9 protein-coding genes and 1 other annotated feature are annotated in these 12,652 nt (G+C 40.2%); all 9 genes read left to right on the forward strand.

What is annotated here, in order from left to right; genetic code table 11:
* Positions 1-394 precede the first annotated feature (394 nt).
* The 9 genes from AC4D4A_RS14215 to leuB all read left to right on the forward strand — a co-directional run bounded on the left by AC4D4A_RS14215 (position 395) and on the right by leuB (position 12,652).
* The gene (locus AC4D4A_RS14215; RefSeq protein ID WP_490996502.1) at positions 395-1,744 is read left to right on the forward strand and encodes an APC family permease; all 1,350 of its coding nucleotides are present in this window, start codon (positions 395-397) and stop codon (positions 1,742-1,744) included.
* Positions 1,745-1,924: 180 nt separating this feature from the next.
* A complete protein-coding gene (locus tag AC4D4A_RS14220) occupies positions 1,925-3,658 on the forward strand; it encodes an ABC transporter ATP-binding protein (protein ID WP_490996537.1) in 1,734 nt (577 codons plus the stop codon).
* The gene (locus AC4D4A_RS14225) at positions 3,648-5,504 is read left to right on the forward strand and encodes an ABC transporter ATP-binding protein (protein ID WP_490996503.1); all 1,857 of its coding nucleotides are present in this window, start codon (positions 3,648-3,650) and stop codon (positions 5,502-5,504) included. The genes AC4D4A_RS14220 and AC4D4A_RS14225 overlap by 11 nt, the downstream gene beginning before the upstream one ends.
* Before the next feature lie 56 nt (positions 5,505-5,560).
* The gene (locus AC4D4A_RS14230) at positions 5,561-6,061 is read left to right on the forward strand and encodes a hypothetical protein (protein WP_490996504.1); all 501 of its coding nucleotides are present in this window, start codon (positions 5,561-5,563) and stop codon (positions 6,059-6,061) included.
* A 289-nt stretch (positions 6,062-6,350) separates the two neighbouring features.
* Positions 6,351-6,594: a binding site (T-box leader), on the forward strand.
* A gap of 98 nt (positions 6,595-6,692) precedes the next feature.
* Entirely contained in the window at positions 6,693-8,423 is a 1,731-nt protein-coding gene (gene ilvB, locus AC4D4A_RS14235; protein ID WP_490996505.1) for an acetolactate synthase large subunit, read from the forward strand.
* Positions 8,420-8,938: an acetolactate synthase small subunit gene (ilvN, locus tag AC4D4A_RS14240; protein ID WP_490996506.1), complete on the forward strand. Its 519-nt coding sequence runs from the start codon at positions 8,420-8,422 to the stop codon at positions 8,936-8,938. The genes ilvB and ilvN overlap by 4 nt, the downstream gene beginning before the upstream one ends.
* A 27-nt stretch (positions 8,939-8,965) precedes the next feature.
* Positions 8,966-9,997 carry a ketol-acid reductoisomerase gene (gene ilvC / locus AC4D4A_RS14245; RefSeq protein WP_490996507.1) on the forward strand — a complete coding sequence of 344 codons (1,032 nt, stop codon included), beginning with the start codon at positions 8,966-8,968 and terminating at the stop codon, positions 9,995-9,997.
* Positions 9,984-11,522 carry a 2-isopropylmalate synthase gene (locus AC4D4A_RS14250; RefSeq protein ID WP_490996508.1) on the forward strand — a complete coding sequence of 513 codons (1,539 nt, stop codon included), beginning with the start codon at positions 9,984-9,986 and terminating at the stop codon, positions 11,520-11,522. The genes ilvC and AC4D4A_RS14250 overlap by 14 nt, the downstream gene beginning before the upstream one ends.
* 20 nt (positions 11,523-11,542) lie before the next feature.
* Positions 11,543-12,652 (forward strand): 3-isopropylmalate dehydrogenase, encoded by a 1,110-nt coding sequence (gene leuB / locus AC4D4A_RS14255; protein WP_490996509.1) that lies wholly within the window; start codon positions 11,543-11,545, stop codon positions 12,650-12,652.

Consider the following 12,652-nt stretch of genomic DNA (forward strand, 5'->3'; position numbering starts at 1 on the left):
TTGAAAGCGTTATTTTATCCTTTCGTCTGAGTCGTATTTAAGACTATTAACTATTAATTGATCAGCTAATCAGTCTTCGATTGTATGAATATATGTATGTATGATAATCCATATATATGGTGGAGTGAGCTACAAAAAAGAACACATATAGGATGGCAATTCTTTTCTGCTAAATAATATAGTGAGAAAACAAGTAATAGTCATAGAGGGAGAAGGATGGTTTGTAATAATTTTTATATTATAGAATAATTTAGGTGTTTATCTAATGAGTAATAGAATTTTTGCTATATTAATATCATCAATTCGCCAATATCCTCTTGAATAACTTCTCGCTTTCAGATAACATTTTGAATATGTGAAATGAGGAACTTAATTTGAGAGGATTAATTAAGCCATGTCAAAACATCAAAAGAAGAACATCTATGCAGCGGGAGCTGTTTTAAAGAAAGAAATTGGTTTGAAAGAAGCCTTAACCATTGTAGTTGGGGTTGTAATTGGATCAGGTATATTTTTTAAAGCTACTCCAGTATTGGAAAGCGCCGGTTCTCCAGTGGCGGCTATTATAGCTTGGTTACTTGGGGGATTAATTACTCTTGCAGCTGCTCTGACGTTGGCTGAGATTGGCTCAGCTATACCGGAGACAGGTGGGGTATTCGCTTATTTGAAGGAGCTTTATGGAGAAAAAGTTGCTTTCCTATTTGGATGGGTACAAGCGTTGATCTATATACCAGGCATTTTAGCGGCGCTATCCATCGTTTTTGCCACACAAGCAACGTATTTTATGCCTATGACAGACCTCCAACAAAAATTCTTAGCTATTGGTATTTTAGTATTTGTGGCCGCACTAAATATCATCTCAACTAAACTTGGAGGCAGGATTCAGTTTATTTCTACGATAGCTAAAATGATTCCGATTATTGCCATTATCGTGTTTGGAATTATTCATGGAATGGGGAAAGAAACAGCATCACTATTCTCGGGAGAATCTGTTCATAGCTTTACCCTAACCAGCTTCGGTGCTGCAATCCTAGGAACTTTGTTTGCCTATGAAGGCTGGGTGAGTGTTGGAAATATGGCTGGAGAAATGAAAAATCCTCAGCGCGACTTACCACGTTCTATTTTGTTTGGAATGACGATTATTATTGCAGCTTATGTCCTAATAAACGTAGCCTTTTTCTCTGTTATGTCTGTTCAGGAGATAGTTTCAACAGAAAAAGTAGCAACGGATGCTGCTCTCATTCTCTTTGGAAGCGGCGGCTCAGCGATTATCTCGATAGGGATTCTAATCTCTATATTCGGTACATTGAACGGATATTTGATGACAGGTGTCCGGGTGCCATTTGCGATGGCGCAAAACAAGATCTTCCCGTTCCATCATGTTATGGGACGCGTTGAAAGCCGTACTAGCACACCGATTAATGTCTTTATTTTTGAAGTGGTCTTATCGATAATTTATATTCTATCTGGATCATTTAATACATTGTCTACTCTGGCCTTATTCGCCACATGGATTTTCTTTGTAATGGCCATTTACGGGGTTTTCATCCTCCGTAAAAAGCGTAAGGACCTAGTTCCGACTTATCGGGTGCCTTTCTATCCAGTTGTTCCGCTTGTCGGAATCATCGGTGGAGTATATATATTGGTATGTACAGTCTTTACTGATACCTTATATTCTCTAATTGGTTTAGCGATTACGGCATTGGGTTATCCGGTATATCTTTATCTTAAGAAATCAAATATGTAAGTAAGAAAACACACGGGATTCCGATTGGAAATTCCGTGTGTTTTTTTATCTATACGTATAAAAAAGCTCCTAAACTATTTTTAAACGAAAAGGTAAATTGGGCTTTTTACTTGTATGATTGAAAAGGTTTTAGCAAAATAAGGATGTAGTCATATGTCGGTAACGAAAAAAGGTGAAGGTATGGGGTATTTACGAAAATATATTAAGAAATATGGAGTTTTATTTACGATTGCGATTTTATTTCTAATGGTGGAAGCTATTTGTGATTTGCTTCTGCCCACGATATTAGCAACGATGATTGATAAAGGTGTAGCAAATAAGGACCTTTCATTTGTATTGGAAATGGGAGGAGTAATGCTAGTTGTTACGGCAATAGGTGCGTTGGGTGCAATAAGCAGGAATATAATCTCCAGTAATATTTCGCAAAAAATGGGAGCCGAACTTCGCTCCGATTTATATAAAAAAATTCAATCTCTAAAACTCGTGCAAATGAACCGGTTTGAAGCGGCAACTCTTGTCACAAGGCTTACAAATGATGTAACACAGGTGCAAGTTTTTGTGAACGGCTTGATGAGAATTATGGTGAAGGCACCATTGATTTGTATAGGAAGCATTATCATGGCAGTCCGTTTAAATGCTTCTATATCATGGATTCTATTAATTATCATTCCGATTGTAGCGTGTATCATTATGCTGAATCTGAAACTTAGCTTTCCTTTCTTTATCCGCGTTCAAAAAGTGACAGATCGCTTGAACGGGGTAATGAGAGAATATTTATCCGGCATACGGGTAATCAGGGCATTCAATCGTTCTAAGTTTGAGAAGGAGCGTTTTGAAGAACGGAATGATGATTTGGCAGAAACTTCTATTAAAGCTATGCGAGTAATGTCTGTATTTAGCCCTGGAATCATGCTAACCGTGAATTTTGGAATTGTGCTCGTCCTTTTAGTGGGCGGTTGGAATATAAATGATGGACAGATGCAGGTTGGACAAATTGTTGCCTATGTGAACTATATGACTCAAATCTTAGTATCATTATCGATGATTTCAATGATATTTAATTTCTTTGTCCGGGCAAGGGTATCTGCCGGAAGGATTGGAGAAGTATTTAATACCGAGGATCCTCCTTCAACACTTGATACATCTGCAAAAGCTACTGAAAAAGAAGGTATCTTTTTTAATCAAGTCAGCTTTTCATACTTTGGAACGGAGGATTTTGTAGTAAAAGATGCTACCTTTCATGTAAATATGGGAGAAACGGTTGGAATAATCGGTTCAACCGGATCAGGAAAGAGCAGTCTGGTTAACTTGATTCCTAGATTGTATGAACCTTCTAAAGGTGCCATTTATATGAATGGGGTTAATATTCAAATGATGGATCCAGCACTGTTAAGAGAGTCTGTGGCATATGTACCTCAGAAATCTGTGTTATTTACGGGAACGATTAAAGAAAATATACGTTGGGGAAATGGGAATGCCAGTATGGAAGAGGTGGTACAGGCAGCCAAGGCAGCCTGTGCCCATACATTCATAGAGGCTTTGCCCAATGGATATGATACTCATCTTGGTCAGGGCGGAATCAATCTTTCCGGTGGCCAAAAGCAAAGATTATCGATTGCCAGAGCTCTGTTGAAAAAATCATCTGTTTTAATTCTTGATGATTCAACCAGCGCACTTGATGCGGTCACGGAGAAGCAACTAAAGGAATCATTGGGGGAAAGAACGAAAGGGTCGATTATTTTTTTGATTGCTCAACGAATAACCTCTGTTATGGATGCTGATAAAATTATCATTATGGATAACGGGAAAATAGTAGGCATTGGAAATCATGAAGAGTTAAAAACTCATAATCCGGTTTATCAGGAAATTATACGTTCGCAAATAGGTGAGGAGATGGTTAGCCATGGCAAATAAATCGGAGAATGGAAGCAAGCCCTCACAGCCGCAAATGCCGAAACCAGGTGGAAGAGGCCATGGCCATGGTGCGGGTCGATTTGCTCCTGTAGAAAAACCTAAGGATTTTACGGGAACTCTTAAACGGATTTGGGGATTTTTTGGGTCTGAAAAGAGAAGTCTGTGGATTATTTTTGTTTTTGTAGTTATTAGTTCAGCCATCAGCTTATTTGTTCCCTATTGGATTGGAAGAACAGTCGATACAATTGCGAAGGAATCAGTTGACCTGAATTTATTGCATATGATGATTCTTATTTTGGCTGTGGTTTATGTGACGGATGGAATATCCAGTTTGCTCCAGGGTTGGATGATGGCCCGAGTTTCTCAGCGGGTTGTTCAATCCTTAAGAAGCAAGCTATTTCAAAAGCTGCTTAAACTACCAATCGGTTATTTTGATTCACATGCTCATGGCGATATGATGAGCAGAGTTACCAATGATATCGATAATGTAAGCAGTAGTATTTCTCAATCGACTACACAGCTGATGGGTGGGGTCATCACAATAACGGGATCATTTATTATGATGCTAATATTGAGCCCTATTTTGACAGTGGCTGCATGTATTACAATACCATTTATGTTTTTGCTGACGAAAATGATTGCTAAACGGACACGGGTTTTATTTCGGGAACAGCAAAAGCATTTAGGCAAATTGAACGGACATATAGAGGAAACGATATCCGGAACGATTATTATTAAAGCCTTTAACAGGGAAAATCAAGTGGTCGAGACGTTTGAAGAGATCAATGGTAAATTGTTTGAATCAGGGAGGAAGGCACAAATCTGGTCAGGTTATTTAATGCCATTAATGAATGCAATTAATAATCTGGGACTGGCTGCAATTGCTATTGTAGGCGGTATTTTGGCTGTAAATGAAGCTGTAACGATTGGTGTGATTGCCAGTTTTGTCAGCTATTCAAGGCAGTTTACAAGGCCGTTAAATGATTTGGCCAATATATTCAATCTATTTCAGTCTGCAGTTGCAGGTGCTGAACGAGTATTTCAGGTGATTGATGAGAATGAAGAGACAAAAGATGGTGAGCATGCGGTTCCCCTCCGGCATTCAGTAGGAAATGTAACGTTTAAGAATGTTTCATTTGGATATGAAGCAAATCACCCCATCTTAAAAAATGTCAGTTTTGAAGCAAAGACGGGAAGCCACAATGCGCTGGTGGGGCCAACTGGTGCAGGAAAAACCACTATTACAAATCTCTTAACCAGGTTTTATGAGGTATCTGAAGGGAGCATCTTAATCGATGGAGTAGATATTCGTGATTATACAAGAGAGAGCTTAAGAGATACATTTGGGATTGTGCTGCAGGATACGTATTTATTTACGGGAACCATTAAAGAGAATATTAAATATGGCCGGTTGGATGCTACAGATGAAGAAATGATTGAAGCTGCCAAAACGGCGAATGCTCATTATTTTATTACAAGACTTCCAAATGGTTACGATACGATGCTTCTAGAAAATGGTGCAAATCTCAGCCAAGGGAACAAGCAACTACTGGCTATTGCCCGGGCAATATTAAAGGATCCAGCAATTCTGATTCTGGATGAGGCGACCAGCAGTGTAGATACGAGAACAGAGCTTGCCATACAGAATGCTATGCGTAAAGTGATGAGAGGACGTACCAGCTTTGTGATTGCACACAGGCTTAGTACGATTCGCGAGGCAGATATGATTATGGTCATTGATGATGGCCAAGTCAAAGAGAGTGGAACGCATGAAGAATTATTACGTCATAAAGGTCGATACAGTGAAATGTATGAAAGCCAGTATAAAAATATCCAGACTTCATAATGGGAAATCCTGTGGTAATTGATCCGCAGGATTTTTTAGTGAATTATATGTAAATAATGTGGAAATTATATGCTACTATTAAAATAGTATTTATGAAGGAGTTCGATTGCTCTGAAAAAAAGACGACCCTGATACTATTTATCCTTTCATTCATCTATCTATCATCGGCCCAAGCATTAAGTTGGAATAAATACTTTGTTGTTTGGGATGGTAAGGTATATGAAATCAAGGAAGATGAGGTAATAGATCCTCGGGAAATTGGTAAATACATAGGCAAGGTGGAGTCAGAGGCAGATGACAATACCGGGCATTATAAAGGAAACGGCTCTAACATTTACCCTGTAGGCACTAAGTATTATACATTAAAAAATAAATCCTCTGATTCGGCCATTGCTGTTGAAATCGATAACCAACAATGGAAGAAAGCCGAGTTTATCCATGAAGCACCGTTCCGTTTTACCGATCTGTTTGAGAAATACCTGCCGTATACACTTTTATCAGTTATTGTATCTATTATTTTAGTAAAATACATAGCAAGAAGAAGAGCATCGCAATAAATTCCAGAGCTTATAGGCTCTTTTTTTGTGTAAAAAAATAGAGATAAAATTTCATTTATTTCTTTTAATTACAACTGATATTGCGATGATAAAAATTTAAAAATAGGAAAACCGCTTAGTAAAAACAATGAAAGCGCATACAATTATTCAGAATTAATTAAATAGTCTAATAATTTAGAAAAATCAGTTGACTATGTGTCTGGAAGGTCGTATTATAAATTTCAACGAGATAACAAATTAGTAATTATTTGGATCTATAATAGTGGAACTAATAACAAGAATTTAATAAGTAGAAGCGATGATAAGGATAAGTAGTAAGTGGGCTGAACAGTTACAGAGAGCCGGTGGTGCTGAGAATCGGTACTGTTTCCAAGTATGAACTCCCCTTTGAGCGTCTGTATGAAATCTCCAGTAATACAGACCGGGTTTGACCGATCAACCCGTTATCAAAAGTAAAGAGTGCATGATTGATGAAATCAATTATGAATTAGGGTGGTACCATGGAAAGGACAACAAGCCTTTTCATCCCTGCGTTTCAATTGGGAAACGTATGTGATGAAAAGGCTTTTTTATTTTATTTTTAAAAAAGGACCTGGCAAATAAGCCTATCACTAAACAGGAGGTAGATTCCATGTTGGAGAAAACAGCTCTTGCTGAAAAGAAAAGCCTACAAACTGAAATAAAAATCAGCGGAGCCGAGATGTTGGTCAATGCCCTGAAAAAGCAAGGAGTGGAGGTCTTATTTGGATACCCCGGAGGTGCCGTTCTACCCATTTATGATGCACTTTATAAATCGGGATTGAAGCATGTATTGCCAAGACATGAGCAAGGCGCAATCTATGCGGCTGAAGGATATGCAAGGATAAGTGGAAAGCCTGGAGTGGTAATTGCTACATCTGGTCCCGGAGCAACCAATATTGTCACAGGTCTTGCTGATGCCATGATGGATTCCTTGCCTTTAGTCGTTTTTACCGGTCAGGTTGGTACAGGAGTAATCGGATCAGATGCTTTTCAGGAGGCAGATATTTTAGGAATTACAACTCCTATCACAAAGCATAATTATCAAATTCGAAATACGGCAGATATTCCAAAAATCGTGAAGGAAGCCTTTCATATTGCTTCAACAGGACGGCCAGGACCAGTCCTCATCGATATCCCGAAAGATATGGCTCAGCTTGTAGCAATAGAAGAGGAACCCGAAACAATCCATTTGCCAGGATATCAGCCAAAGTATGAACCGAATTATTTGCAGATTAGAAGACTCGTAGAAGCAGTCAGTTCTTCTAAGAAGCCCGTTTTCTTGGCTGGTGCAGGTATCCTTCATGCGAAAGCCTCAAAGTACTTACTTGAATATGCTGAGCAACAGCAAATCCCAGTCGTTAATACATTATTGGGTCTTGGCAGTTTCCGACCAAGTCATCCGCTTTACATCGGAATGGGAGGGATGCATGGAATATACGCAGCCAATATGGCACTGTCTGAATGTGACCTATTAATCAATATTGGTGCCAGGTTTGATGATCGTTTAACAGGTAATCTATCAAAATTCGCACCACATGCAATGGTTGCCCATATAGATATTGATCCTGCAGAAATCGGTAAAAATGTCCCGACGGCTATCCCGGTTGTTGGAGATGCAAGGCATGCTCTGAAGCATTTAATCAAGCAGAATGGCAAACGGCCAGATAACGAGGACTGGAGGAAGCAAATTCAGAATTGGCTGGAGGATGCACCATTCTATTACGACAAAGGGAACGGTCAGCATCTGAAACCGCAGAGAATTATGGAAATGATTTATGAAATGAGTAATGGGGATGCCATCGTGACAACTGATGTTGGTCAGCATCAAATGTGGGCTGCTCAGTATTATCCTTTTAAGCGTCCGAATGCGTGGGTAACCTCCGGAGGACTTGGCACGATGGGCTTTGGCTTACCGGCTGCGATTGGAGCACAAATTGCTGAACCAGATGATTTGGTGATCTCCGTAAATGGTGATGGAGGTGTCCAAATGTCCATTCAGGAACTTGCTGTTATCGCAGAACTGAACTTACCGGTAAAAATTATCATTATCAATAATGGCTCTCTTGGAATGGTACGCCAATGGCAGGAAATCTTTTATGAATCCCGATACTCAGAAAGTGTATTTCGTTCCCAACCCTCCTTCAGCAAGCTGGCAGAAGCTTATGGAATAAAGGGATTCGATATTCGGACGGAGGAAGAAGCTGAAAGGGTATTTAACGAAGAATTTAGTAAAGATAGCCCTGTGTTAATCAATATTTTTGTGGAACCTGAAGAAAATGTATACCCAATGGTTGCACCTGGAAAGGGAATTAATGAAATGGTAGGGGTGAAGAAAAATTGAAAAGGATCATCACTTTAACCGTTATAAACAGACCGGGTGTCCTTAACCGGATTACCAATTTATTTACGAAACGAAATTATAACATTGAAAGTATTACGGTAGGGCAATCCGAAATGGAGGAGAGAGCACGAATAACTTGTGTCGTACATGTCGAATCCGTGCAAATTGCTGAACAAATTACCAAACAACTAAATAAACAGATTGATGTCATAAAGGTACAAGACATAACAGATCAATCCGTTGTAGCCAGGGAGCTTGCGCTAGTAAAAGTAACTGCCACTCCCCAATCGAGAAGTGAGATTTACTCACTCATTGAGCCTTTTAGAGCTTCGGTTATTGATATTGGCAAGGAAAGTCTTGTGATTCAAATAACCGGTGAATCAAATAAAATAGAAGCTTTTATCGAATTAATCAAGCCGTACGGAATTAAGGAATTGGCAAGAACAGGCACTACTGCTTTTGCCCGTTCCACTCAAATGGGTAACCAAGGGACAAAGAATTATTCAATTGTCTAAATAAAAATGAAAAGGGAGAGAACAATTATGGCAAAAATGTACTATCAAAATGAAGCGAATGAAGCAGTTTTATCAACTAAAAAGGTAGCAGTTATTGGATATGGATCACAGGGGCATGCCCATGCACAAAACTTACGCGAAAGCGGGTTTGAAGTAGTTATTGGATTACGAGAGGGTAAATCTTGGAGCCAGGCGGTTGAAGATGGATTTGATGTTAAATCTGTTAGGGAAGCTAGCGAGGAAGCGGATGTAATCATGATTCTCTTACCGGATGAACATCAAACAAAAGTATATAAAGCAGAGATTGAACCAGTCTTGCGGGAAGGTCATACACTGATGTTCGCTCATGGTTTTAATGTCCATTATCACCAAATTGTTCCTCCGGCATTTGTAGATGTTTCCCTGGTAGCACCAAAAGGACCGGGACATTTAGTCAGAAGGACATTTGAACAAGGGGCAGGTGTTCCGGCATTATTTGCCATCTATCAGGATGTGTCAGGTGAAGCGAAAGAAGTTGCGTTAGCTTACGCAAAAGGGATAGGAGCACTTAGGGCAGGAGCTCTTGAAACTACATTCAAGGAAGAGACCGAAACGGATTTATTTGGAGAACAGGCAGTCCTTTGCGGCGGACTTACCTCCTTGGTAAAGGCAGGTTTTGAAACGCTGACGGAAGCTGGCTATCAGCCTGAGCTTGCTTACTTTGAATGTTTACATGAACTGAAATTAATTGTTGATCTCATGTATGAAGGCGGTATGGAAGGGATGCGCTATTCCATTTCTGATACGGCTCAATGGGGTGATTTTGTTTCAGGTCCACGCGTAGTTGGCCCGGCTGTTAAAGAAGAAATGAAGCAAGTGTTAAAAGAAATTCAGAATGGTACATTTGCAAAAGGATGGCTGCTTGAGAATCAAGTGAACAGACCTGTATTTAACGCGACACAGGCACAGGAAAATGCCCACCCAATTGAACAGGTTGGCAGAGAACTTCGTCAAATGATGCCATTTATTCAACAGCAGAAAAAGAAACAGAAAGAAGTGGTCGGCAGTGCGAAAAATTGAAATTTTTGACACAACCTTACGTGATGGAGAACAATCTGCCGGAGTGACTCTTAATTTGACTGAAAAACTGGAGATAGCCAAACAACTGGAAAAAATGGGTGTCGATATCATTGAGGCTGGTTTTCCAGCAGCCTCTCCAGGAGATTTCGAATCAGTGAAGAAAATTGCTGATTTAGTCAAAAATTCAACGGTAACAGGACTGGCCAGATCTGTGGAAAGTGATATTGATGCGGTGTGGGGAGCTTTAAAGCAAACGGCCGACCCGAGGATACATGTCTTTCTTGCTACATCACCCATACACAGGCAGTATAAGCTGAAAATGACGGAGGATCAGGTGATTGAAGCTGCCGTGGCTTCAATCCGGTATGCTTCGAAGTATTTCCCAGTTATTCAATGGTCAGCTGAAGATGCCTGTCGCACAGAGCTTCCATTCCTGGCTCGGATTGTGGAAGAAGCCATCAAAGCCGGAGCAAGGATTATCAATATTCCGGATACGGTCGGTTATATCACACCGAAAGAATATAGTGAAGTCTTCCAATATCTAATGAAACACGTTCCATCTATAGATCAGGTTACCTTGTCTGCCCATTGCCATGACGATTTAGGATTGGCGACCGCCAATTCTATGGCAGCGATTTTGGCCGGAGCGACTCAAATAGAAGGTACCATTAATGGAATTGGTGAACGGGCCGGGAATACTGCACTGGAAGAAGTAGCGCTTGGTCTATATACAAGAAAAGATTTTTATCAGGCAGAAATCGGCTTGGTGCTTAGTGAAATTAAACGTACAAGTGAATTGGTCAGTAAACTGACAGGTATGGTAATCCCGCCAAATAAAGCTGTAGTAGGTAAAAATGCCTTTGCACATGAATCCGGCATTCATCAAGACGGTGTGCTTAAGGAGAAAACAACCTACGAGATAATTGAACCTGAATTAGTTGGATTAAGTTCTAACTCCATGGTGCTTGGTAAGCATTCAGGCCGGCATGCATTCCGTACAAAATTAGAAGAGTTAGGCTTCCCTGTATCAGATGAAGAAGTTAATCACCTTTTCAAAGTATTCAAGGACCTGGCAGATCGTAAGAAAGAAATGACTGATGATGATATTGTCGCGTTAGTACTGGAAGAGAAAGTAACAAAAGAGGATAACTATTATGAATTAATTTCCATTCAGGTTCAATACGGAACCAATCAGATTCCAACAGCAACCGTTACATTGTCAGGAGTAAATAACGACAGAATTCAGGAGGCCTCGACTGGAGCAGGGAGTATTGAAGCGTTATACAATACGCTCGAGCGTTGCATACAGAAACCAGTTAAGCTGCAGGATTACCGTATTCAATCAGTTGGCGGCGGCAGAGATGCGTTGGCACAAGTGTTTGTAAGAATTATTTATCAGGGAGTGGAAACAAGCGGACGGGGATTAGCCCAGGATGTCTTGGAAGCGTCGGCTAAAGCTTATTTAAATGCTATTAACCGAGTGATTTTAACAGTAGAGCACCAATCAATGGTGATCACGAATTAATCAATAAGGAGGATTTCGATATGAAAAAAAACATTGCTGTATTGCCGGGTGACGGAATTGGACCGGAAATTATGATAGGAGCCCTCGAAATCCTCAATGCTATTGGTGAACGATTCGGACATGAATTCGTCTTTGAATATGGACATATTGGCGGGGTAGCCATTGACACGGAGGGAACCCCTTTATCTGAAAAAACGATTGACCTTTGTAAACGAAACGATGCCGTTTTACTTGGAGCAGTTGGCGGTCCGAAATGGGATCATAATTCCCCGGAGATGCGACCTGAGCAGGGGCTGTTAAAAATTCGCAAAGAGTTAAATTTATACGCAAATATGCGTCCAATTAGTTATTATGCCAGCATCCAGGATTCATCACCTTTGAAAAAAGAAATCATTGATGGTACGGATTTTTTAATAGTGAGAGAACTAACGGGCGGGTTATATTTCGGTAAACCGAGCAAGCGAAATTATCATGACGGCATGGAATCTGCTGTTGATACTCTGTATTACGAACGCGAAGAAGTAAAGCGGATTATTACACTCGCTTTTGAATTGGCAAAGGAACGAAAAGGAAAGGTAACATCCGTTGATAAGGCAAATGTATTAGAATCAAGCCGAATGTGGAGAGAGGTGGCAGAAGAAGTAGCCAGTGAGTATCCAAAAGTGAAGCTTGAGCATATGCTCGTAGATAATGCAGCGATGCAGCTTATCCGTAATCCAAGGCAATTTGACATACTGGTGACTGAAAATATGTTTGGTGATATTTTGAGCGATGAGGCAAGTGTCTTAACTGGTTCACTTGGAATGCTCCCTTCAGCAAGTCTTTCTGAAAATGGTTTGCATTTATTTGAACCAATTCACGGCTCTGCCCCGGATATCGCAGGCCAGGATAAAGCTAATCCAATTGCGATGATTCTGTCTGTTGCATCGATGCTTCGCCATTCCTTCCAGATGGAAGAAGAGGCAGGTATAGTTGAACAAGCGGTAAAAAATGTATTGGACTCCGGTAAACATACAGTAGATATATCAGGAGATGGAAAAGTGCTGTCAACCAGGGAAATGGCCCGGGCTATTAAGGAAGAAATTTTGCAGAAGGACGCTATTTTTCACATTATGGAAGCGTACGCGTAA

The organism is Pradoshia sp. Z5_111 (assembly GCF_058267535.1).